The organism is Pseudomonas sp. Leaf48 (assembly GCF_001421885.1).
Classification (GTDB): domain Bacteria; phylum Pseudomonadota; class Gammaproteobacteria; order Pseudomonadales; family Pseudomonadaceae; genus Aquipseudomonas.
In genome coordinates this window covers 72,578-95,352 of record NZ_LMLH01000002.1, presented here as the reverse complement: position 1 = coordinate 95,352, position 22,775 = coordinate 72,578, and the positions used below count along the sequence as shown (strand labels likewise).

Sequence of the window (22,775 nt, the reverse complement as noted above, 5' to 3'; positions counted from 1 at the left end):
CGCCAGGGCCCCCCTTTGTATTTACCGTGACCGAGTCCCGACTGATGAACACAGAATTCCGTAAAACGCTTCCCGGCAGCCATCTGGATTATTTCGACGTCCGCGCGGCGGTCGAGGCCATCCAGCCCGGCGCCTATGACACCCTGCCGTACACCTCCCGCGTGCTGGCGGAAAACCTGGTGCGTCGCTGCGACCCGGCCACGCTCAACGAATCCCTGAAGCAATTCATCGAGCGCAAACGCGACCTCGACTTCCCTTGGTTCCCGGCCCGTGTGGTGTGCCACGACATTCTCGGCCAGACCGCCCTGGTCGACCTCGCCGGTCTGCGTGATGCGATCGCCCTGCAAGGTGGCGATCCTGCGCAAGTCAACCCGGTGGTGCCGACCCAACTGATCGTCGACCACTCCCTGGCCGTCGAGCGTGGTGGTTTCGATCCGGAGGCGTTCGAGAAGAACCGCGCCATCGAAGACCGCCGCAACGAAGACCGTTTCCACTTCATCAACTGGACCAAGAAGGCGTTCAAGAACGTCGACGTGATCCCGCCAGGCAACGGCATCATGCACCAGATCAACCTGGAGAAAATGTCTCCGGTGATCCAGGTGCGTGACGGCGTGGCCTTCCCTGATACCTGCGTCGGTACCGACAGCCACACCCCGCACGTCGATGCGCTGGGCGTGATCGCCATTGGTGTTGGCGGCCTGGAAGCCGAGAGCGTGATGCTCGGCCGCGCCTCCTGGATGCGTCTGCCTGAGAGCGTCGGCGTAGAACTGACCGGCAAGCTGCAACCGGGCATCACCGCCACCGATATGGTGCTGGCGCTGACCGAGTTCCTGCGCAAGCAAAAAGTCGTTGGCGCATGGCTGGAGTTCTTCGGCGAAGGCGCAGCGGCCCTGACCCTGGGCGACCGCGCGACCATCTCCAACATGGCCCCGGAATACGGCGCCACCGCTGCGATGTTCTACATCGACCAGCAGACCATCGACTACCTCAAGCTCACCGGCCGTGAAGACGACCAGGTGCAGTTGGTGGAAAACTACGCCAAGACCACCGGTCTGTGGGCTGACAGCCTCAAGGGCGCGCAATACGAGCGCGGCCTGACGTTCGATCTGTCCTCGGTAGTGCGCAACATGGCCGGCCCGAGCAACCCGCACGCCCGTGTAGCGGTTTCGGATCTGGCTGCCAAAGGCATCTCCGGCCAGTGGGACGATGTCCCGGGTCAAATGCCGGACGGCGCGGTGATCATCGCCGCCATCACCAGCTGCACCAACACCAGCAACCCGCGCAACGTGATCGCCGCCGGCCTGCTGGCGCGTAATGCCAACAAGCTCGGCCTGGCCCGCAAGCCATGGGTCAAGTCGTCCCTGGCCCCGGGTTCGAAAACCGTGGCGCTGTACCTCGATGAAGCCGGCCTGACCGATGAGCTGGAACAGCTCGGTTTCGGCGTCGTCGCGTTCGCCTGCACCACTTGCAACGGCATGTCCGGTGCACTGGATCCGGTGATCCAGCAAGAGATCATCGACCGCGACCTGTACGCCACTGCCGTATTGTCCGGCAACCGTAACTTCGACGGCCGGATTCACCCGTACGCCAAGCAGGCATTCCTCGCTTCGCCGCCTCTGGTAGTGGCTTACGCCATCGCCGGCACCATCCGTTTCGACATCGAGAAGGACGTGCTGGGCGTAGTAGACGGCAAGGAAATTCGCCTGAAAGACATCTGGCCGAGCGATGAAGAAATCGACGCAGTGGTCAAGGCGTCGGTCAAGCCGGAACAGTTCCGTCAGGTCTACATCCCGATGTTCGCCATCCACGAAGACACCGGCCCGAAAGTCGCGCCGCTGTACGACTGGCGCGAAATGAGCACCTACATCCGTCGTCCGCCGTACTGGGAAGGCGCACTGGCCGGCGCGCGTCCACTCAAGGGCATGCGTCCTCTGGCAGTGCTGCCGGACAACATCACCACTGACCACCTGTCGCCGTCGAACGCAATCATGCTCGACAGCGCCGCCGGCGAATACCTGGCGAAAATGGGCTTGCCGGAAGAGGACTTCAACTCTTACGCGACTCACCGTGGTGACCACCTGACCGCGCAGCGCGCGACCTTCGCCAACCCGAAACTGTTCAACGAAATGGTTCAGGAAGACGGCAAGGTCAAGCAGGGTTCGCTGGCTCGCGTGGAGCCGGAAGGCAAGGTCATGCGCATGTGGGAAGCGATCGAAACCTACATGGATCGCAAGCAGCCGCTGATCATCATCGCCGGTGCCGACTACGGTCAGGGTTCGTCCCGTGACTGGGCCGCCAAGGGCGTGCGCCTGGCCGGCGTGGAAGCGATTGCCGCCGAAGGTTTCGAGCGCATCCACCGCACCAACCTGGTGGGCATGGGCGTGTTGCCGCTGGAGTTCAAGCCGGGCACCAACCGCCACACCCTGGCCATCGACGGTAGTGAAACCTACGACGTCGTCGGTGCTCGCACACCGCGCGCTGATCTGACGCTGGTGATCAATCGCAAGAACGGCGAAGTCGTCGAGGTCCCGGTGACCTGCCGTCTCGACACTGCCGAAGAAGTGTCGATCTACGAAGCCGGCGGCGTGCTGCAACGCTTCGCCCAGGACTTCCTCGAAGAGTCGGCAGTGGCCGTATAACACAGGCTGTACAGACATGGGACCTTGGGTCCCATGTCTGTTTCTGGATTAGGAGAGACGAGCATCATGGCTCATGCACCACAGATCAAAGTCCCTGCCACCTACATGCGTGGCGGCACCAGCAAAGGCGTATTTTTCAGCCTGCAAGACCTGCCTGAAGCAGCTCAGGTTCCCGGCCCGGCCCGCGATGCCCTGTTGCTGCGCGTGATCGGCAGCCCCGATCCTTACGACAAGCAAATCGACGGCATGGGCTGCGCAACTTCCAGCACCAGCAAAACCGTGATCCTGTCCAAAAGCATCAAGGCCGATCACGACGTCGACTACCTGTTCGGTCAGGTTTCCATCGACAAGCCATTCGTGGACTGGAGCGGCAACTGCGGCAACCTGACGGCTGCAGTCGGCTCGTTCGCCGTCAGCAATGGCCTGATCGATGCCAGCCGCGTTCCGCACAACGGCGTGGCCGTGGTTCGCGTGTGGCAGGCCAACATCGGCAAGACCATCATCGCTCACGTGCCGATCACCAACGGTGAAGTGCAGGAAACCGGCGATTTCGAACTCGACGGCGTGACCTTCCCGGCTGCCGAAGTGCAGATCGAATTCCTCGATCCGGCTGCGGAAGAAGAGGGCGGTGGCGGTTCGATGTTCCCTACCGGCAACCTGGTGGATGACCTGGAAGTACCCGGCGTGGGCACCTTCAAGGCCACCATGATCAACGCCGGCATCCCGACGATTTTCGTCAATGCCGAAGATATCGGCTACACCGGTACCGAGCTGCAGGGCGCGATCAACGGCGACCCGAAAGCGTTGCTGATGTTCGAAACCATCCGTGCTTATGGCGCGTTGCGCATGGGGCTGATTGGCAATATCGACGAAGCGGCCAAGCGCCAACATACGCCGAAGGTGGCTTTCGTGGCCAAGCCTGCGGACTACGTGGCATCGAGCGGCAAGGCGATTGCGGCCGGTGATGTCGACCTGCTGGTGCGTGCACTGTCCATGGGCAAGCTGCACCACGCAATGATGGGCACCGCTGCGGTGGCCATCGGTACGGCGGCGGCTATTTCCGGCACCTTGGTCAATCTCGCTGCCGGTGGTATCGAACGCAATGCGGTGCGTTTCGGTCATCCGTCGGGCACCCTGCGTGTCGGCGCCGAGGCCAGCCTGGTGAACGGCGAGTGGACCGTGAACAAAGCCATCATGAGCCGCAGTGCGCGGGTGTTGATGGAAGGTTATGTTCGCGTTCCTGGCGACTCGTTCTAACTGACGCCTATCCCCGTAGGAGCGAGCCTGCTCGCTCCTGCAGGGTGTGCAGTGAAGCTATTTCACTTGAACCGCCGCTCTACACCTTTCTCCACCAGAATTTTCGCCGAAATCTCTTCCACCGAAAAATGTGTGGAGTTGATGTGCGGGATGTTCTCGCGACGGAACAGGTTCTCCACTTCGCGCACTTCGAATTCACACTGGGCGTAGCTCGAATAGCGGCTGTTGGGTTTGCGCTCGTTGCGGATCGCGGTGAGGCGGTCCGGGTCGATGGTCAGGCCGAACAGCTTGTGCTGGTGGGCGCGCAGGGCACTTGGCAGGGTCAGGCGTTCCATGTCGTCTTCGGTCAGCGGGTAGTTGGCGGCGCGGATGCCGAACTGCATGGCCATGTACAGGCAGGTTGGGGTCTTGCCGCACCGCGAAACGCCCACCAGGATCAAGTCGGCCTTGTCGTAATAGTGCGTGCGGGCCCCGTCGTCGTTGTCGAGGGCGAAGTTCACCGCTTCGATGCGCTCCATGTAATTGGAGTTGGTGCCGATGGAGTGGGACTTGCCGACGGTGTAGGAAGAGTGCTCGGTGAGTTCCTGTTCCAGTGGTGCCAGGAAGGTCGAGAAAATGTCGATCATGAAACCATTCGAGGTTGCGAGAATCTCACGAATGTCCTGATTGACGATGGTGTCGAAGATGATCGGGCGAAAGCCATCGTTTTCGGCGGCTTTATTGATTTGCTGGACCATTGCCCGCGCCTTGTCGACGTTGTCGATGTACGGTCGGGTGAATTTGCTGAAGGTGATGTTTTCGAACTGCGCCAGAAGGCTTTGGCCCAGCGTTTCGGCGGTAATGCCGGTGCCATCGGAAATAAAGAAAGCAGATCGTTTCATTTGCACCTTGGGCCTTAAGCTCATGACGATTTTTCGATATGATAGGCGCGATTTGCAGGCCGCCAATGGCCTGCATTCTCACTTATTTTCCAGGTCCAGGCCATACAGCTGGCAAACGCTCCCTTGAGCAGCCGGTTCCTGAGCTTTTCCAACACAGTTAGTGGAGAGATCACCTTGGTAGAGTACGTAGTTTCCCTCGACAAGCTCGGCAAAGACGACGTTGAGCACGTGGGGGGCAAGAACGCATCCCTGGGCGAGATGATCAGCAACCTTGCAGGTGCCGGTGTATCGGTACCCGGTGGCTTCGCCACGACCGCTCAGGCTTATCGTGATTTCCTGGAACTGAGCGGCCTGAACGATCAGATCCATGCCGCCCTCGACGCCCTGGACGTCGACGATGTCAATGCCTTGGCTAAAACCGGTGCCCAGATCCGTCAATGGATCATGGAAGCCGAGTTCCCTGAAAAACTGAATGCCGAAATCCGCACCGCGTTCGCCGCGCTGTCGGCCGGCAACCCTGACATGGCCGTGGCCGTGCGCTCTTCGGCTACCGCCGAAGACTTGCCGGACGCTTCCTTCGCCGGTCAGCAGGAAACCTTCCTGAATATCCGTGGTGTCGAAAACGTCATTCGCGCCGCCAAAGAGGTGTTCGCGTCCCTTTTCAACGACCGCGCGATTTCCTACCGCGTGCACCAGGGTTTCGACCACAAGCTGGTTGCCCTGTCGGCCGGCGTTCAGCGCATGGTCCGTTCCGAAACCGGCACCGCCGGCGTGATGTTCACCCTCGACACCGAGTCGGGCTTCCGTGACGTGGTGTTCATCACCGGCGCCTACGGCCTGGGTGAAACTGTCGTACAAGGCGCGGTGAACCCGGATGAGTTCTATGTCCACAAGGGCACGCTGGAAGCCGGTCGTCCGGCCATCCTGCGCCGCAATCTGGGCAGCAAGGCCATCAAGATGATCTACGGCGACGAAGCCAAGGCCGGTCGTTCGGTCAAGACCGTCGACGTGGACAAGGCCGAGCGCGCACGTTTCTGCCTGTCCGACGCTGAAGTCAGCGAACTGGCCAAACAGGCGATGATCATCGAGAAGCACTACAAGTGCCCGATGGACATCGAATGGGCCAAGGACGGTGACGACGGCAAGCTGTACATCGTGCAGGCCCGTCCGGAAACCGTGAAGAGCCGTACCCAGGCCAACGTCATGGAACGTTACCTGCTGAAAGAAACCGGCACTGTGCTGGTTGAAGGTCGCGCCATCGGCCAGCGCATCGGCGCCGGCAAGGTTCGCATCATCAAGGACGTGTCCGAGATGGACAAAGTCCAGCCTGGCGACGTACTGGTTTCCGACATGACCGACCCGGACTGGGAACCGGTCATGAAGCGCGCCAGCGCCATCGTTACCAACCGTGGCGGTCGTACTTGCCACGCGGCGATCATCGCCCGTGAGCTGGGCATTCCAGCGGTTGTCGGTTGCGGCAACGCCACCCAGCTGTTGAAAGACGGCCAGGGCGTGACCGTTTCCTGCGCTGAAGGCGACACCGGTTTCATCTTCGAAGGCGAACTGGGCTTCGATATCAAGAAGAACTCCGTGGACGCCATGCCTGATCTGCCGTTCAAGATCATGATGAACGTCGGTAACCCGGACCGCGCCTTTGACTTCGCACAGCTGCCGAACGCCGGTGTGGGCCTGGCCCGCCTGGAATTCATCATCAATCGCATGATCGGCGTGCACCCCAAGGCACTGTTGAACTACGACGGTCTGCCGCAAGAAATCAAGGAAAGCGTCGACAAGCGCATTGCCGGTTACAGCGATCCGGTCGACTTCTACGTCGACAAACTGGTCGAAGGCATCAGCACCCTGGCTGCAGCGTTCACGCCGAAAAAGGTCATCGTGCGTCTGTCGGACTTCAAGTCCAACGAATACGCGAACCTGATCGGCGGCAAGCTTTACGAGCCGGAAGAAGAAAACCCGATGCTGGGCTTCCGCGGCGCTTCGCGTTACATCAGCGAATCGTTCCGTGACTGCTTCGAACTCGAGTGCCGCGCCCTCAAGCGCGTGCGCAACGAGATGGGCCTGACCAACGTCGAAATCATGGTGCCGTTCGTCCGTACCTTGGGCGAAGCCAGCCAAGTGATCGATCTGCTCGCCGAAAACGGTCTGGCTCGCGGTGAAAACGGTCTGCGTATCATCATGATGTGCGAACTGCCATCCAACGCGATCCTGGCGGAAGAGTTCCTCGAGTTCTTCGACGGCTTCTCGATTGGTTCCAACGACCTGACCCAGCTGACTCTGGGCCTGGACCGTGACTCCGGGATCATTGCGCACCTGTTCGACGAGCGTAACCCTGCGGTCAAGAAGCTGCTGGCCAATGCCATCGCTGCGTGCAACAAGGCCGGCAAATACATCGGTATCTGCGGTCAGGGTCCTTCGGACCACCCGGACCTGGCCAAGTGGCTGATGGAGCAGGGCATCGAAAGCGTTTCGTTGAACCCTGACTCCGTGCTGGAAACCTGGTTCTTCCTGGCTGAAGGTCAAGCGCAGGCTTGATGTAGTGTGAACGGGCCGCTCCCACATTGAGCGGCCCATTAGAAGTTCAAGCAGGGCGGGCTCCTCCGGATGCCGCCCTTTTTTGTGCAAGAGATTATGCAAAGCAGCAGCAACCTGTTTCCTGTCGCCCTGATCAGCGCCGAACGACGCGGTGATCTGAGCGAAGATGTCTATCGTTTGAAACCCGGTAACAGCCCTGACGGTACCGTCGAACTGGCTGTGACCCGCCTCGGCATGGCTGATGAACCCGCCTGCCGTGGCGTGCCGGTGATCCTGTTGCACGGCAGCTTTTCCAATCGCCGGTTCTGGTTTTCACCCAAGGGGCTTGGGCTCGGCGCTTATCTGGCTCGCCTGGGATTTGACGTGTGGATCGCCGAAATGCGCGGTCACGGCTTGTCTCGGCGTAATCAGGACTACCGCAACAATCGTGTCGCCGACTACGCGCGCTATGATCTGCCCGCCATTGGCGCGTTCGTGCGCGAGCAGAGTGGGCAGGCCCCGCACTGGATCGGTCATTCGCTGGGGGGTACTACCCTGGCAGCTGCATTGGGCGGCGAGTATATCGGTGAGCCAGTGGTGGCCTCGGCGGCGTTTTTTGGTACGCAAGTCAGCCGCAACTACTGGCCGTTGAAGATTCCACCCGTGGAGTGGGGCGGTCGCTTCATTCTCAAGCGTTTTGCCCAACTGTCAGGTTCGCGGCTCAAGCGCGGTCCGGAGGATGAGCCGATCGGCCTGGCCCTGGAAAGCATGCGCTGGTTTGGCCTGTTCGGGCGCTTTGGCGATGCGGACAAGGATTGGTGGGCCGGTCTGGCCAGCGTCCAGGTGCCGGTGCTGGCCATGAGTGCGGCCGGTGACCATCAGGACCCAGCGTGGGCCTGTCGCAAGTTGTTCGATCAGGTCGGTTCTGAGCACAAGCAATTTATCAATCTGGGTCATGAACAGGGTTTTGCTGACAATTTCGGTCACGTCGAAATGCTGGTGAGCAAGGCCGCCCAGAATGAAGTCTGGCCGTTGGTAGCGCGTTGGCTTGCCGATCCCCAGGCACCCTTGATGGCTGAAAAAGCGGATTTTTCCAAGGTGATTTGAGTCTGCCGCTCTAACAAGGGCATTTCGCTCTGTTCGGCTTGCGGCTAAGATATGACGGATTGAGCTGTTCTGGTCACTTTCAGTGACTGAGTCATCACTGATGTTCGTGCTGTCTTCCTCTTTACAGGAGTTTCTCGATGAACCATTACCTCACGCCTGACCTGTGCGACGCTTATCCGGAGCTGGTGCAGGTGCTGGAGCCGATGTTCAGCAATTTTGGCGGCCGTGATTCCTTCGGCGGCGAAATCGTGACCATCAAGTGTTTCGAAGACAACTCGCTGGTCAAGGAGCAGGTTGAACTCAAGGGTAATGGCAAAGTCCTGGTGGTTGATGGTGGCGGCTCTCTGCGTCGCGCGCTGCTGGGCGACATGCTTGCCGAGAAGGCGGCCAAAAATGGCTGGGAAGGCATGGTGATCTACGGCTGCATCCGTGATGTGGACGTGATCGCGCAAACCGACCTGGGGGTTCAGGCGCTGGCCAGCCACCCAATGAAAACCGACAAGCGCGGCATTGGCGATCTCAACGTTGCCGTGACTTTCGCGGGCGTAACCTTCCACCCGGGCCAGTACGTTTATGCGGACAACAACGGCGTGATCATCTCGCCAAGCCCGCTCAAGATGCCTGAATAAAGTCCGATCAACAAAGGAATGCGGATGTTCGAGGAAGACAACGCGCAATGGGGCCTGGTGCATGCCTTGGTGCTGGACGGTAAAGGCGGCGCGCGTTCGATAGCCCGGACTGAACTCGACGACTTGCAGTTGCAGGCCCATGAAAGCCTGTGGCTGCACTGGGATCGCAGTCATCCGCAAACCCATACCTGGTTGCGTAAATCCAGTGGCCTGAGCGAGTTCAATTGCGATCTGTTGCTGGAAGAGAACACTCGGCCGCGATTGTTGCAACTGTCCGACAGCGAACTGCTGCTGTTCTTGCGCGGGGTTAATCTGAACCCTGGCGCCGAGCCGGAAGACATGGTCTCGGTTCGGATCTTCGGCTCGGCCCGGCGCGTCATTTCCCTGCGTTTGCGCCCATTGCGCGCCACCGAAGAGTTGCTGGTGCAGCTGGAGGCTGGCAAGGGGCCGAAAACTGCCTCCGAACTCATTCTTTACCTGGCGCAGTACCTCACCAACAAGGTGCAGGATCTGGTCAGCGATCTCTCCGAAGTGGTCGACGGGGAAGAAGAAAAACTCGATGCCGACGAACGGTATACCCCGGAGCACGGAGCGATTTTGCAGATCCGTCGTCGGGCCGCCGCGTTAAAACGCTTTCTCGCGCCGCAAAGGGATATTTTTGGCCAGCTGACACGGATAAAATTGCCCTGGTTTGTCGAAGACGATGGCGATTACTGGAACGAATTGAACAACAGCCTGACTCGTTATCTCGAGGAGCTGGAATTGACCCGCGAGCGGGTGGGGCTGGTCCTGGAGGCTGAAGACCGACGATTGAGCGTGCGCATGAACCGCACGATGTATCGCTTTGGTGTCATCACCGGGATTTTTTTGCCGATGAGTTTTCTTACCGGTCTTCTGGGGATCAACGTCGGCGGAATTCCATTCTCCGAGAGCCCCTATGGCTTCATGGTTGCGTGCCTGATGATGATCTCGGTAGCGCTGGGGCAGTGGTGGTTATTTCGGCGTTTGCGGTGGGTCTGAAGGTGAGTCATGTGACCCGGGCAAATCTGGCCGCGTCTTTCACAGACATCACGAGAGGTGCGTATGCACGATCCGTTTGAACAGTCTTTACGCGACATGCTCAATGCATCACCCTCCACCCGGGACGACGATGCGTGCCTTGGTCGCGTGCTGAAAACCGCCAACCGCCAGGTCGGCGCCGGTGATTTGTTCAGTCTGCTGGGCCGCTGGTTGCCCGCCCTGATGATCGCCTTGAATAATGGATCGGCCCATGTCGCGCCGGTATCCCGTTTACGTAAACCTGCCGCCCGCACCGCTGATAAGGCTGATTGAATATGGAACTTGATCTCTGGACTCAGAGCCTCGTCACTGCAATGACTGCGTTGTGGACCAAGGTTGCGAACTTCATCCCGAACCTGTTCGGCGCCCTGGTTGTGCTGCTGTTGGGCTTCGTCGTGGCTAAACTACTGGACGCGTTGCTGTCCAAGTTGCTCGCCAAGCTTGGCCTTGATCGCCTGATGGGCGGTACTGGCCTGACCAAGTTGCTGTCCCGTGCGGGTCTTCAGGTACCGATCTCGACGTTGATCGGAAAAATCGTCTATTGGTTCGTTCTGCTTATTTTTCTGGTTTCTGCCGCAGAATCCCTTGGACTTGAGCGAGTTTCAGCTACGCTGGATATGCTAGCGTTGTATTTGCCGAAGGTATTCGGTGCGGCGCTGGTGCTGCTGGTGGGTGTCTTGCTGGCGCAACTGGCCAATGGGCTGGTACGCGGTGCGGCAGAAGGCGTAGGACTGGACTACGCTTCCGGGTTAGGGCGAATTGCTCAGGGCCTGGTGATTATCATCAGCATCTCGGTCGCGATCAGCCAGTTGGAGGTCAAGACTGACCTGCTCAACCATGTGATTGTGATTGTTTTGATCACCGTTGGTCTGGCAGTAGCGCTGGCAATGGGGCTGGGAAGCCGGGAAATAGCTGGACAGATTCTTGCGGGAATCTATGTGCGTGAGTTGTATCAGGTTGGGCAACAAGTACGTGTTGGCGAGGTCGAAGGCCAGATCGAAGAGATCGGCACGGTTAAAACCACATTGCTGACCGATGAGGGTGAGCTAGTCTCTCTTTCCAATCGGATCCTCCTTGAGCAGCATGTGAGTAGCCGCTAACCCGGCAAACCCTGCTAATGTATGCCGCCGCATATTGCCTGCTGACGCTGGCGCTGCGGCGGACATTGACCTGAACTGTCGGCCCGACTTGTTTTGAATAAAGCCCAATCGTTATCCACGCGCTACGACCCCCGCGAGCTCTCTGATGAGGAGTTGGTCGCGCGCTCGCATACCGAGCTGTTTCACGTGACGCGCGCCTACGAAGAACTGATGCGGCGTTACCAGCGAACATTATTTAACGTGTGTGCACGATATCTTGGGAACGATCGCGATGCTGACGATGTCTGTCAGGAGGTCATGTTGAAGGTGCTGTATGGCCTGAAGAACTTCGAAGGTAAATCGAAGTTCAAGACATGGCTCTATAGCATCACGTACAACGAGTGCATCACGCAGTATCGGAAAGAACGGCGAAAGCGTCGCTTGATGGACGCATTAAGTCTTGACCCCCTTGAGGAAGCGTCCGAAGAAAAGGCGCCGAAACCCGAGGAAAAGGGTGGACTTGATCGCTGGTTGGTGTATGTGAATCCGATTGACCGTGAAATTCTGGTGCTACGATTTGTCGCAGAACTGGAATTTCAAGAGATCGCGGATATCATGCATATGGGATTGAGTGCGACAAAAATGCGGTACAAACGTGCTCTAGATAAATTGCGTGAGAAATTTGCAGGCATTGCTGAAACTTAGTTCAGCGCAAATATCTCTTACGTGTAGGCAAGTTCTGTTAGACTTGCCGCCGAGTTGTCCCCCGGTTTGCGGGACTGCTTCACAATCACCAGATGGGGATTTAACGGATGAAACTGAAAAACACCTTGGGCTTGGCCATTGGTTCTCTTATTGCCGCCACTTCCTTCGGCGCTCTGGCACAAGGCCAAGGCGCAGTTGAAATCGAAGGCTACGCGAAGAAGCAATATTTCGATACCGACCGTAACTTCCGGAACGACGGCATCCTGCCGGGTGGTTCCATCGGTTACTTCCTGACTGACGACGTTGAACTGCGTCTGTCCTACGACGAAGTCCACAACGCTGTGACCGACGACGGCCAGGACGTTAAGGGCTCGAACGCAGCTCTGGACGGCCTGTACCACTTCAACAACCCAGGCGACATGCTGCGTCCTTACCTGTCGGGCGGTTTCTCCCACCAGAGCATCGACCAGAACGGCTCGGGCGGTCGTAACCACTCCACCTTCGCCAACGTTGGCGGCGGTGCCAAGCTGTACTTCACCGACAACTTCTACGCCCGTGCCGGCGTTGAAGCTCAGTACAACATCGACCAGGGCAACACCGAGTGGGCTCCTAGCGTCGGTATCGGTGTGAACTTCGGTGGCGGCAACAAGCCTGCTGCTCCGGTTCCAGCTCCAGAAGTTTGCTCCGACAGCGACAACGACGGCGTTTGCGACAACGTTGACAAGTGCCCGGACACCCCAGCCAACGTAACTGTTGACGCTGACGGCTGCCCAGCAGTTGCTGAAGTTGTTCGTGTTGAGCTGGACGTCAAATTTGACTTCGACAAGTCGGTAGTCAAAGAAAACAGCTACGGCGACATCAAGAACCTGGCTGACTTCATGAAGCAGTACCCAGCCACCACCACTACTGTTGAAGGTCACACTGACTCCGTCGGTCCTGACGCTTACAACCAGAAACTGTCTGAGCGTCGTGCAAACGCCGTTAAACAAGTTCTGACCAACCAGTACGGTGTTGAATCGTCCCGCGTTCAGTCTGTTGGCTACGGCGAATCCCGCCCAGTTGCTGACAACAAAACTGACGCTGGCCGCGCTGTAAACCGTCGCGTAGAAGCGCAGGTTGAAGCTCAAGCTAAGTAATTAGCTCGCAGCTCTGAGAAAAGCCCGGCTTAGGCCGGGCTTTTCTTTGCCTGCGATTTGATCAACCGAAGCTGAGTCGGACAGGTTCAGGCTGGCTGGCAGGCCTTCATCGCGGGCACGTCACGCTCCCACAGAGAGGACTCTGCATGGGCCGCCACAGCACCGATCACTAGGATAGCCGGGCTCTTGAGTTGGAAGATGTAGGAATCTTCTTCCATTGCTGTAAGGCTGCTCCGGCATTCCCTTTGATGGGGCAGGGAGGCGTTCTCAATCATCGCCACTGGCGTATCCGCCGCCATTCCACCTGCCAGCAACTGCTCGCGAATCTCGCTCAATTTCGCCACGCCCATGTAAACCACCAGGGTCGTACCGCCCTGGGCCAATGCCTGCCAGTTGAGGCTGCTGTCGTCCTGGGTGTGAGCGGTCACCAGCGTTACCCCGCGGGCAACGCCGCGCAAGGTCAAAGGGATGTCGCATTGCGTCGCGCCAGCAAGCCCGGCGGTGATGCCGTTGACCAGCTCGACTTCCACTCCCTGCTCGCGCAGCCATTGCGCTTCTTCACCACCACGACCAAAGATGCACGGGTCACCCCCCTTGAGCCGCACCACGCATTTGCCTTGGCGGGCATAACGCAGCATCAATCGATGAATGAATGCCTGCGGCGTGGAGCGACAGCCACCGCGCTTGCCCACCGCAATGATCCGCGCTTGAGGGCAATGCTCCAGGATCGCGTTGTTGACCAGGTCGTCGATCAGCACCACTTGCGCTTCTCTCAATGCGCGTACCGCCTTGAGGGTCAGTAATTCCGGATCGCCAGGGCCCGCACCCACCAGCCAGACTTTTGCGCTCATAGTGTTGCTCCTCACGAGTTGACGGCGATCGGCTGGGCAGAGACTGCCAGCAATCGCTTGATTTCCGGAATGCAGGACCCGCACTGCGTACCGCAGCCCAGTTCCTGTTTGAGCCCCTGCAGGTCCAGGCCACGACTGATGCTGGCGCAAATCGCGTTTTGGCTGACGTTCTTGCAGTTGCAAAGGGTTTTGTTGCCGTTTGATGCCAAGGCATTGCCCGGTGGTACGCTCAGCGGCGCGAGCAACCAGCGACGCAGCTGTTCGTCGGCGCTTCCTTCGAGCCAAAGGCCTTGCAGCCAGTGCTGGGCGAGGGTTTCACCGGCCAGGCGAATCGCGGTGATGCGGCCATTCTCGATGCGCACCCGTTTGCCAATGGAGCGTCGCGGGTCGTCGTACGCCAGCACCGGCCCGCTGTTCAATTCCAGGCACTGATCAATGTCTGCCAATAGCTGTGGCGGCGGCGCTGACGTGCTGGCAGCGCGTATGAGCAGTGCTGGGCGTTCACGGCCTGCGAGGCTGAGGCTGGCATAGGAAAACGCCTCACAGAGTGGGCGCAGTGCCTCGAAATGCCGTTGAACGTCACCTTCGATGAGGGCGAACAATTGCCATGGCAGTTGCACAGGCTCCAGGCGTACGCCGCTGTGCTTGAGTTCGGGCTGTTTTGACAACGGATCGAAAGCGGCAAGGGTCAGACTGTTCACGCCGCCCTTGAGAAAACGGTCACCAAAGTGCATCGGCAGAAAAGCCTGGCCGGGGCGTACGCTGTCGTCGCTGCCGACCGGCACGATCACCGCACCGCGACGGCTTTTCAGGCTGACCAGATCTCCGGATTGCAGGCGATGCCGACGCAACTCATCCGGGTGCAGGCTCAAAACGGCTTCGCTGACATGGCCAAATAGTTGTGCAGCTGTGCCAGTGCGGCTCATTCCGTGCCATTGATCGCGCAGGCGGCCGGTGATCAGGGTCAGCGGAAAACGCGCATCGCGCTGTTCTTTGGCGGCGCGATAGGGATCGGCAACAAACTGCGCCCGCCCGCTGGGGGTCGGAAAAATTCCGTCGATATACAGCCGGGCCGTGCCCTCGCTGGCACCCACAGGGAAGGGCCATTGTTGCGGACCAAGACGGTCGATCAGGTCGTGACTGATACCGGACAGGTCCAGGTCGCGGCCATGGGTCAGTTGCTTGAATTCATCGAACACCTGAGTCGGGGTTTCAAACGCGAACAGACCGGGTTGGCCGGGACGCAGATGTTTTTCCAGACGTTGTGCGAAATCTACGGTGATCGCCCAGTCTGGCCGTGCTGCACCCGGTGCGGCGATGGCCCGGCGGACGTGGGAAATGCGCCGTTCGGAGTTGGTCACCATGCCGTCTTTTTCACCCCAGCTGGCGGCGGGCAGCAGCAGATCGGCGAACGCTGCGGTTTCGGTGGTGCGAAAGGCTTCCTGCAACACCACGAATGGGCACGCTTGCAAGGCTTCGCGCACGGCGCTCTGGTCCGGCATCGATTGCGCCGGGTTGGTGCAGGCGATCCACAGGGCTTTGATTTTGCCGTTGCCGACCTGCTCGAACAGTTCGATGGCGCTGAGCCCCGGGTTCTCCGGGAGTTGCTCGACACCCCAGTAAGACGCTACCTGAGCACGGTGTTCAGGATTGGCAACTTCGCGATGACCAGGCAGCAAGTTGGACAAGCTGCCGGTTTCCCTCCCGCCCATGGCGTTTGGCTGACCGGTCAACGAGAAAGGACCTGCACCAGGCCGTCCGATTTGCCCGGTGGCCAGATGCAGGTTGATCAGCGCACTGTTTTTCGCGCTGCCGGCGGTGGATTGATTCAGGCCCATGCACCACAGCGACAGGAAGCTTTTCGAGGTCCCGACCCATTGGGCACATTCCTGCAGTTGTTCGATGCCGATGCCGCACAGTTGCGAAACCATTTGCGGCGTGTAGTCGCGCACCAGGCTTTTGAGTTCGGCCAGACCTTCGGTATGGGCATTGATGAAATCGCGGTCGATCCAGTCTTCCCACAGCAGCAGGTGCAAGATCCCATGGAACAAGGCGACGTCGGTGCCCGGCAGAATCGCCAGATGCAGGTCAGCCAGATCGCAGGTGTCGGTACGCCGTGGGTCGATGACGATGACTTTCATCTGTGGACGGCGGGATTTGGCTTCTTCCAGGCGACGAAACAGTACCGGATGGGCGTAGGCCATATTACTGCCGACGATCATCACGCAGTCGCTCAGTTCGAGGTCTTCGTAGCTGCAAGGTGGTGCGTCTGCGCCCAGGCTGCGCTTGTAGCCGACCACCGCCGAAGACATGCACAGGCGTGAGTTGCTGTCGATATTGTTGGTCCCCACCAACGCTCGCGCCAGCTTGTTGAAGGCGTAGTAATCCTCGGTCAGCAACTGCCCGGAGATATAGAACGCCACGCTATCCGGACCATGTTCGGCGATGGTTTGGGCAAACACGCTGGCGGCATGATCGAGGGCGCTGTCCCAATCGGTGCGAGCGCGGGCCAGGCCTTTGCCCAGACGCAATTCGGGGTACAAGGCCCGGGCCGTGAGGTCGCCCGTCAGGTGCAGGGTTGAGCCTTTGCTGCACAGTTTGCCGAAATTGGCCGGGTGGGCCGGATCGCCGCTGACGCCGAGGATGCGCTCGCCGTCATGCTCGATCAGCACCCCACAACCGACCCCGCAGTAACAGCAGGTGGACGCGGTGATCTGGCGGTTCATCAGCTTGCGTCCAGGGCCAGCATCACCCGGCCATTTTCGACCCGTGCCGGATGATGGTGGGCGCAGCCGATATCCGGCGCCTGGGCTTCGCCGCTTGCCAGGTCGATCTGCCAGTTGTGCAGCGGGCAGGCGACCCGCTTGCCGTAGATCAACCCTTGGGACAATGGCCCGCCCTTGTGCGGGCAGCGGTCATCGAGGGCGAAAACTTCGTCGTCGCTGGTACGGAAAATGGCGATGTCACCTTTCGGGCCGGCGACGATTCGCGAACCCAGGGCGTTGATTTCTTCCAGTGCGCAGATATCCAGCCAGTTCATGCCAGCACCTCCAGGTTCTTCACAGGGATGACGTCGAACTCCTTCTTCAGCAATGGCTGTTGCAGGCGTTCTTTCCACGGGTCTTGCTCGAACGACAGGGAGAACTGCAGACGCTCGTTGAGCGCTTTGCGGCGTTGTGGATCTTCCAGCACGGCTTTCTTGATGTGCTCCATGCCGACCCGTTGCAGGTAGTGCACGGTGCGTTCGAGATAGAAGGCCTCTTCGCGATAGAGCTGCAGGAATGCGCCGTTGTACTCGCGTACTTCTTCGGCGGTTTTGAGCTTGACGAAGAACTCGGCGACCTCGGTCTTGATCCCGCCGTTGCCGCCGATGTACATCTCCCAACCGGAATCCACACCGATAATTCCCACATCCTTGATACCCGCTTCCGAGCAGTTGCGCGGGCAACCGGAGACGGCCAGTTTCACTTTGTGCGGCGACCACATGTTGAACAGGTCATGTTCAAGCTCGATGCCCAGTTGGGTGGAGTTCTGCGTGCCAAAGCGGCAGAACTCGCTGCCGACGCAGGTCTTCACCGTGCGGATGGATTTGCCGTAGGCGTGGCCGGACGGCATGTCGAGATCCTTCCAGACCCCTGGCAGGTCCTGTTTTTTAATACCCAGCAAGTCGATGCGTTGCCCACCGGTAACCTTGACCATGGGCACGTTGTATTTGTCTGCCACGTCGGCAATGCGGCGCAATTCGGAAGGATTGGTCACTCCGCCCCACATCCTTGGCACTACAGAGTAGGTACCGTCTTTCTGAATGTTGGCGTGAGCCCGTTCGTTGATCAGGCGTGATTGCGGATCGTCCTTGGCCTCGCCCGGCCAGGTGGAAATCAGGTAGTAGTTGAGCGCAGGGCGACAGGTTGCACAGCCATTCGGCGTGCGCCAGTTCAAGTAGCCCATGGTGCCGGCAATGGTCAGCAGGTGCTGCTCACGGATGGCCTGGCGGATCTGCCCGTGATTGAGGTCGCTGCAGCCGCAAATGGCTTTTTCGCTTTTCGGCTTGACGTCGGCGGCGCCGCCCACGGTATTGATCAGGATCTGTTCCACCAGGCCCGCGCAGGAGCCGCAGGAGCTGGCGGCCTTGGTGTGTTTCTTGACCTCATCGACACTGAACAGCCCGTGCTCCTGAATCGCCTTGACGATGGTGCCCTTGCATACGCCGTTGCAGCCACAGACCTCGGCACTGTCAGCCATGCTCATGGCCTTGTCCTGGCCCTGATGTCCGACGTCGCCTATAGCGTTTTCACCAAACATCAAGTGATCGCGGATTTCACCGATGCCGTGGTTCTCGCGGATTTGCCGGAAGTACCATCCGCCATCGGCGGTATCGCCGTACAGGCAGGCCCCGACCAGCACGTCATCCTTGATCACCAGTTTTTTGTAGACCCCGCCGATCGGGTCGGAAAGGGTGATGGTCTCCGTGCCTTCACCGCCCATGAAGTCACCGGCGGAGAACAGGTCGATGCCGGTGACTTTCAGTTTGGTCGAGGTCACCGAGCCCTGATAACGGGCGAAACCCAGTTGTGCAAGGTGGTTGGCGCAGACCTTGGCCTGCTCGAACAGCGGTGCTACCAGGCCATAGGCGATGCCGCGGTGGCTGGCGCATTCGCCGATCGCATAGATCCGTGGGTCATAGGTTTGCAGGGTGTCGTTGACCAGAATCCCGCGGTTGCAGGGAATCCCGGATTTTTCCGCGAGTGCGGTGTTGGGGCGAATGCCGGCGGCCATGACCACCAGGTCGGCGGGGATGATCTCGCCGTTCTTGAACTCAACCGAGCCGACCCGGCCATTGCCGGCATCGTGCAGGGCCTTGGTTTGCTCGCACAGGCGAAAATGCAGGCCGCGCGCTTCAAGGGCCGATTGCAGCAGTTGGCCGCTGGTCTTGTCCAGTTGCCGCTCCAGCAGCCATTCACCCAGGTGCACTACGGTGACATGCATGCCCCGCAGCATCAGGCCGTTGGCGGCTTCCAGGCCGAGCAGGCCACCACCGATCACTACTGCGTGCTTGTGGGTTTTTGCGGTGTTGATCATGGCCTGGGTGTCGGCAATATCGCGGTAGCCGATCACACCCTCAAGGGTGTTGCCTGGAATCGGCAGGATGAAAGGGGTCGAACCGGTGGCGATCAGCAGGCGGTCGTACTCGGCCTCGCTGCCGTCTTCAGCGATGACCCGGCGTTTGACCCGGTCTATTTCCACCACTTTGCGGTTGAGCAGCAGCTTGATGTTGTTTTCCAGGTACCAGTCCAGGTCATTGAGCACGATCTCTTCGAAAGTCTGCTCGCCGGCCAGCACCGGTGACAGCAGGATGCGGTTGTAGTTTGTGTGCGGTTCGGCGCCGAAGACCGTGATGTCGTACAGCTCATTGCTCAGCTTGAGCAGTTCTTCCAGGGTGCGAACCCCGGCCATGCCGTTGCCGATCATCACCAGTTTTAGTTTTTTCATCAGGTTCTCCGGGAGCTCAGACTCGCCTCATCAGGGCTGTTCAGGTCTTGCTCGACAAATTTTTGCGCAAACAAAAAAAGGCGTCCCGCTAGTTGCCTAGCGAGGACGCCTTTGTCCTGGTCCCGTTCTCTCGGGAAGCGCAGCATTCGTCGTTGAAGGCTGGGCTTTATGTGTGGTGTAAAAGGTAATGCAGCGGCTGTGCCAAGTGCTGCTGGACCGCGGATTTATTGAGTTAGGGGGGCATTCGTCGAAATGATTGCAGTGTTTTGTGCACTGATTCGAAGCGTGTTGCTCGTTCGTGGAGCGTCAGGTTGATGGTTCAGCGCTATCAGCCGTGAAACAGCAAAACCAGCAGCACCAGATTCACCACCAGCGACACCAGCGCCAACGTCCGCCACACCTTCAGCGGCTCGCGCTCCAGCAGTGGCCTTGGCCGCACGTTCAAGCTGCGCCGCTCGCCCTGTTCCATCAACAGCAGCCATTCTTCCGCCGTTTCAAAGCGCTGATCAGGATCCGCAGCCACGGCCCGCTCCAGGCTTTGGGCAATCCACTCCGGCAGGTCTGGTCTATAGCGCCCGGCGCTGACCGGCTGGCCGAAACGAGGGTGCTGGAATGCCTCGATTTCGCCGTAGGGAAAATGCCCGGTAAGCAGGAAGTAAAGGGTAACGCCGACGGAGTACAGGTCCTGCTGCGCTGTCGCAAGGTTGCCAAGAAACGCTTCCGGGGCGATGTAGCTCGGCGTCCCGGGCAGTTCGGTGGGGCGGTCTTCGCAGAGCCCTGGACAGTAGGCGAGACCGAAATCCAGCAGGCGCAATTCGCCGTCGTCTGCCAACAGCAGGTTTTCCGGTTTGATATCGCGATGCAGAATCTGCCGGCGATGCAGCAAACCGACCGCTCGCAGCAAGCGCTCGGCCAGTTCCTGCCACTGGGCCAGCGGCAGCGGCCCGCCCTGATCGTACAATTGTGCCAGCGTCGACCCGGCATATTCGCGCATCACGTAGTACAAATGCTGACGCTGGCTGGCGGCATGGACTTCAGGGAAATGCCGTCCGGCCACGCGCTTGAGAAACCATTCCTCCGAGAGTAATGCTTGCCCGGCCTGGTGATCGTCGTGCATTCGCCCCGGCAGGGTTTTCAGCAGCCACGGTTGTTGCTGGGCGTCGCGTACCCGATAGAGCAGCGATTGCTGACTTTGCCCGAGTATTGTTTCGACTTGCCAGCCTTCGAAGAGCTGCCCGGGTTTCAGTGCCGGCGGCAGCGGCCATTGCTGCAAATGCATCAACGCGTCGCCGATGCTCGCCTCACCGAGCGCATCGACACGCACCAGCAAGGCGCTGGCGTTATCCTCGCTGCCGGCCAGATGCGCGGCCTTCACCAGGGTTTGCGCGGCGCTGTGCAAATCCGGTTGGTCGCGCAGAATCGCGGCAATTGCGGTATCGCCGAGCACGGCCCAGACGCCGTCGCTGAGCAGCACGAAACTCTCATCTTGGCGCAGTTCGCCATCGAGGAAATCCAGCACCAGATGCTGATCGAGCCCCAGTGCGCGTTTGAGCACGTGCTGCATGCCCGGCTGGTCCCAGACGTGATCCTCGCTGATGCGTTGCAACTGGTCGGCGTGCCAGCGATAAACCCGGCAATCTCCGACATGGGCCAGGGTGAAACGCCTGCCACGCATGACCAGCGCACTGACCGTGGTCAACAGCGGTTGGCCGTTGCCATTGGCCTGCAGCCAGCGGTTCTGCGCCAGCAGCAGGCGATCCAGCGCCTGGGCAATGCCCCAGGTTTCCGGCGTGGCGTAGTAGTCCAGTGCCAAAGCCTGCAAGGTCGAACGGGCGGCGAGGCCGCCATCGGCACACTGGCTGACACCGTCGGCGATGGCGAACAGGTAACCTTTGCTCGCCGCCAGTGCCGGAGCGGGCGTGACCAGGCGCAGGGCGTCCTGGTTTTCATCGCGAGGGCCGATGGCACTGGCTTCGGCGAAACTCAGTTGCAGGCCCATGGCAGCGTCAGACCCGCGCCGCGGTTACGGCGGCCGAGCCCCAAGTGGTTCTCCAGCGCCGTTTTACGCCATGCAGGCCGAACCAGGCGAGGATGCCGAGGCTGGCGAACAACCACAGCGCCAGTTGATAGCTGCCGGTGCTCTGCTTGATCGCGCCCATGCCTGCGGCGAGAGCAAACCCGCCGATGCCGCCGGCCATGCCGATCAGGCCGGTCATTACCCCGATTTCCCGACGAAAGCGTTGCGGTACCAACTGGAACACCGCGCCGTTGCCTGCGCCCAAACCGAGCATGGTGCAGACGAAAAGCGCCAGAGCGGCGTAGGAACTTGGCAGATTGAAACCGACCAAGGCAATGCAAGTCGCCGCCACGGTGTACATCGCCAGCAGCGTGCGGATGCCGCCGAAACGGTCAGCCAGGGCACCGCCCAATGGGCGCATCAGGCTGCCACCGAATACGCAGGCAGCGGTGTAGTAGCCAGCGGTCACCGGGCTCAGGCCATACTGGTCGTTGAAGTAGCCGGGCAGGGCGCTGGCCAGGCCGATGAAACCGCCGAACGTCACGCTGTAGAAAAACATGAACCACCAGCTGTCGCGGTCACCCAGTGCCTTGAAGTAGTCGGCCATGGATTTGGCTTTGGGCCGCTCGGGCGCATTTTTCGCCAGCCAGGCGAAAACGATCAGGGTCAGGATCAGCGGAATCAGGGCAAAGCCGAACACATTGCTCCAACCGAATGCCGCCGCCAGCACCGGGGCGATCAAGGCTGCCAATACGGTGCCCGAATTGCCGGCACCGGCGATACCCAGGGCCTTGCCTTGATGCTGCGGTGGATACCATTGCGACGCCAGGGGCAGGGCGACAGCGAACGACGCACCGGCCATGCCCAGGAACAGGCCCAGCAACAGGGCTTGCTCGTAACTGTGGATGCCGAGTTTCCATGCGACGAACAGGGCGCAGATGACGATCACCTGGCCGATCAGCCCGGCAGTCTTTGGCGACAGGCGATCGGCCAGCATCCCCATGATAAAGCGCAATATGGCACCGGCCAGGATCGGCGTGGCCACCACCAGGCCTCGTTGTTGCGTGGTCAGGTGCAAGTCAGCGGCAATCTGCACCGCCAGTGGGCCGAGCAGATACCAGACCATGAAGCTCAGGTCGAAATAGAGAAAGGCCGCGAACAATGTCGGGGTATGGCCGGATTTCCAGAAGCTTGAATTCATCGCGCACCTCAGCTGTGAAGAGTCTCGAGAAGGAGTCAGGAGCTTGCAGGTGGGGCGCCTGTGGGCTGCACCACCGACCCCGAGCTGTGGGGCCAGAACGAAAAAACGCCGCCACCCGATTCGCCTTGGGCAAACGGGGTGAGCGACGTCTTTGTCGTAGGTGGGGCAACCGCCGTTGGTTACCTGTGGTTATTG

General features: G+C 59.8%; 17 protein-coding genes. 10 read left to right on the top strand and 7 right to left on the bottom strand.

Annotation, left to right across the window (positions count from 1 at the left end; all coding sequences use genetic code 11):
• Positions 1 to 44 precede the first annotated feature (44 nt).
• Together acnD and prpF are read left to right on the top strand one after the other, a co-directional pair.
• Complete coding sequence (gene acnD, locus ASE98_RS02450; RefSeq protein ID WP_060539825.1) at positions 45 to 2,639, top strand: Fe/S-dependent 2-methylisocitrate dehydratase AcnD; 2,595 nt, start codon at positions 45 to 47, stop codon at positions 2,637 to 2,639.
• 66 nt (positions 2,640 to 2,705) lie between these two features.
• Complete coding sequence (prpF, locus tag ASE98_RS02445) at positions 2,706 to 3,896, top strand: 2-methylaconitate cis-trans isomerase PrpF (RefSeq protein WP_060539824.1); 1,191 nt, start codon at positions 2,706 to 2,708, stop codon at positions 3,894 to 3,896.
• A 62-nt stretch (positions 3,897 to 3,958) separates the two neighbouring features.
• On the opposite strand, the gene ppsR is transcribed toward prpF, so the two are convergent.
• Positions 3,959 to 4,777: a posphoenolpyruvate synthetase regulatory kinase/phosphorylase PpsR gene (ppsR, locus tag ASE98_RS02440; protein ID WP_060539823.1), complete on the bottom strand. Its 819-nt coding sequence runs from the start codon at positions 4,775 to 4,777 to the stop codon at positions 3,959 to 3,961.
• 174 nt (positions 4,778 to 4,951) lie between these two features.
• On the opposite strand from ppsR, the gene ppsA reads away from it, so the two are divergent.
• The 8 genes from ppsA (at position 4,952) to ASE98_RS02400 (ending at position 13,021) form a co-directional block, all read left to right on the top strand.
• Complete coding sequence (gene ppsA, locus ASE98_RS02435) at positions 4,952 to 7,327, top strand: phosphoenolpyruvate synthase (protein ID WP_060539822.1); 2,376 nt, start codon at positions 4,952 to 4,954, stop codon at positions 7,325 to 7,327.
• A gap of 96 nt (positions 7,328 to 7,423) precedes the next feature.
• A complete protein-coding gene (locus ASE98_RS02430; RefSeq protein ID WP_060539821.1) occupies positions 7,424 to 8,413 on the top strand; it encodes an alpha/beta fold hydrolase in 990 nt (329 codons plus the stop codon).
• 137 nt (positions 8,414 to 8,550) lie between these two features.
• Positions 8,551 to 9,042: a ribonuclease E activity regulator RraA gene (gene rraA / locus ASE98_RS02425; RefSeq protein WP_060539820.1), complete on the top strand. Its 492-nt coding sequence runs from the start codon at positions 8,551 to 8,553 to the stop codon at positions 9,040 to 9,042.
• A 24-nt stretch (positions 9,043 to 9,066) separates the two neighbouring features.
• On the top strand, positions 9,067 to 10,062 hold the full coding sequence (locus tag ASE98_RS02420) for a zinc transporter ZntB (protein ID WP_060539819.1): 996 nt from the start codon (positions 9,067 to 9,069) through the stop codon (positions 10,060 to 10,062).
• A 63-nt stretch (positions 10,063 to 10,125) separates the two neighbouring features.
• Entirely contained in the window at positions 10,126 to 10,374 is a 249-nt protein-coding gene (locus tag ASE98_RS02415) for a hypothetical protein (protein ID WP_008048593.1), read from the top strand.
• A gap of 2 nt (positions 10,375 to 10,376) precedes the next feature.
• A complete protein-coding gene (locus ASE98_RS02410) occupies positions 10,377 to 11,201 on the top strand; it encodes a mechanosensitive ion channel family protein (protein ID WP_060539818.1) in 825 nt (274 codons plus the stop codon).
• A gap of 93 nt (positions 11,202 to 11,294) precedes the next feature.
• Positions 11,295 to 11,885: an RNA polymerase sigma factor SigX gene (sigX, locus tag ASE98_RS02405; protein WP_017337463.1), complete on the top strand. Its 591-nt coding sequence runs from the start codon at positions 11,295 to 11,297 to the stop codon at positions 11,883 to 11,885.
• Positions 11,886 to 11,992: 107 nt separating this feature from the next.
• Positions 11,993 to 13,021 carry an OmpA family protein gene (locus ASE98_RS02400; RefSeq protein ID WP_060539817.1) on the top strand — a complete coding sequence of 343 codons (1,029 nt, stop codon included), beginning with the start codon at positions 11,993 to 11,995 and terminating at the stop codon, positions 13,019 to 13,021.
• 86 nt (positions 13,022 to 13,107) lie between these two features.
• Here the strand turns inward: ASE98_RS02400 and cobA are convergent, their stop codons facing one another.
• The 6 genes from cobA to ASE98_RS02370 form a co-directional block, all read right to left on the bottom strand.
• The gene (gene cobA, locus ASE98_RS02395) at positions 13,108 to 13,872 is read right to left on the bottom strand and encodes a uroporphyrinogen-III C-methyltransferase (RefSeq protein WP_060539816.1); all 765 of its coding nucleotides are present in this window, start codon (positions 13,870 to 13,872) and stop codon (positions 13,108 to 13,110) included.
• An 11-nt stretch (positions 13,873 to 13,883) separates the two neighbouring features.
• Positions 13,884 to 16,598 (bottom strand): nitrate reductase, encoded by a 2,715-nt coding sequence (locus ASE98_RS02390; protein WP_060539815.1) that lies wholly within the window; start codon positions 16,596 to 16,598, stop codon positions 13,884 to 13,886.
• On the bottom strand, positions 16,598 to 16,912 hold the full coding sequence (gene nirD, locus ASE98_RS02385) for a nitrite reductase small subunit NirD (RefSeq protein WP_060539814.1): 315 nt from the start codon (positions 16,910 to 16,912) through the stop codon (positions 16,598 to 16,600). The genes ASE98_RS02390 and nirD overlap by 1 nt, the downstream gene beginning before the upstream one ends.
• Entirely contained in the window at positions 16,909 to 19,362 is a 2,454-nt protein-coding gene (gene nirB / locus ASE98_RS02380) for a nitrite reductase large subunit NirB (protein ID WP_060539813.1), read from the bottom strand. The genes nirD and nirB overlap by 4 nt, the downstream gene beginning before the upstream one ends.
• A gap of 328 nt (positions 19,363 to 19,690) precedes the next feature.
• Positions 19,691 to 21,361: a bifunctional protein-serine/threonine kinase/phosphatase gene (locus ASE98_RS02375; RefSeq protein WP_060539812.1), complete on the bottom strand. Its 1,671-nt coding sequence runs from the start codon at positions 21,359 to 21,361 to the stop codon at positions 19,691 to 19,693.
• A 7-nt stretch (positions 21,362 to 21,368) separates the two neighbouring features.
• On the bottom strand, positions 21,369 to 22,580 hold the full coding sequence (locus ASE98_RS02370; RefSeq protein WP_060539811.1) for a nitrate/nitrite transporter: 1,212 nt from the start codon (positions 22,578 to 22,580) through the stop codon (positions 21,369 to 21,371).
• Between the last annotated feature and the right edge of the window lie 195 nt (positions 22,581 to 22,775).

Bases quoted from the DNA above. Each gene is read 5' to 3' on its own strand.
- acnD (WP_060539825.1), top strand. From the start codon at position 45: ATGAACACAGAATTCCGTAAAACGCTTCCCGGCAGCCATCTGGATTAT.
- prpF (WP_060539824.1), top strand. From the start codon at position 2,706: ATGGCTCATGCACCACAGATCAAAGTCCCTGCCACCTACATGCGTGGC.
- ppsR (WP_060539823.1), bottom strand. From the start codon at position 4,777: ATGAAACGATCTGCTTTCTTTATTTCCGATGGCACCGGCATTACCGCC.
- ASE98_RS02430 (WP_060539821.1), top strand. From the start codon at position 7,424: ATGCAAAGCAGCAGCAACCTGTTTCCTGTCGCCCTGATCAGCGCCGAA.
- rraA (WP_060539820.1), top strand. From the start codon at position 8,551: ATGAACCATTACCTCACGCCTGACCTGTGCGACGCTTATCCGGAGCTG.
- ASE98_RS02420 (WP_060539819.1), top strand. From the start codon at position 9,067: ATGTTCGAGGAAGACAACGCGCAATGGGGCCTGGTGCATGCCTTGGTG.
- ASE98_RS02415 (WP_008048593.1), top strand. From the start codon at position 10,126: ATGCACGATCCGTTTGAACAGTCTTTACGCGACATGCTCAATGCATCA.
- ASE98_RS02410 (WP_060539818.1), top strand. From the start codon at position 10,377: ATGGAACTTGATCTCTGGACTCAGAGCCTCGTCACTGCAATGACTGCG.
- ASE98_RS02400 (WP_060539817.1), top strand. From the start codon at position 11,993: ATGAAACTGAAAAACACCTTGGGCTTGGCCATTGGTTCTCTTATTGCC.
- cobA (WP_060539816.1), bottom strand. From the start codon at position 13,872: ATGAGCGCAAAAGTCTGGCTGGTGGGTGCGGGCCCTGGCGATCCGGAA.
- ASE98_RS02390 (WP_060539815.1), bottom strand. From the start codon at position 16,598: ATGAACCGCCAGATCACCGCGTCCACCTGCTGTTACTGCGGGGTCGGT.
- nirD (WP_060539814.1), bottom strand. From the start codon at position 16,912: ATGAACTGGCTGGATATCTGCGCACTGGAAGAAATCAACGCCCTGGGT.
- nirB (WP_060539813.1), bottom strand. From the start codon at position 19,362: ATGAAAAAACTAAAACTGGTGATGATCGGCAACGGCATGGCCGGGGTT.
- ASE98_RS02375 (WP_060539812.1), bottom strand. From the start codon at position 21,361: ATGGGCCTGCAACTGAGTTTCGCCGAAGCCAGTGCCATCGGCCCTCGC.
- ASE98_RS02370 (WP_060539811.1), bottom strand. From the start codon at position 22,580: ATGAATTCAAGCTTCTGGAAATCCGGCCATACCCCGACATTGTTCGCG.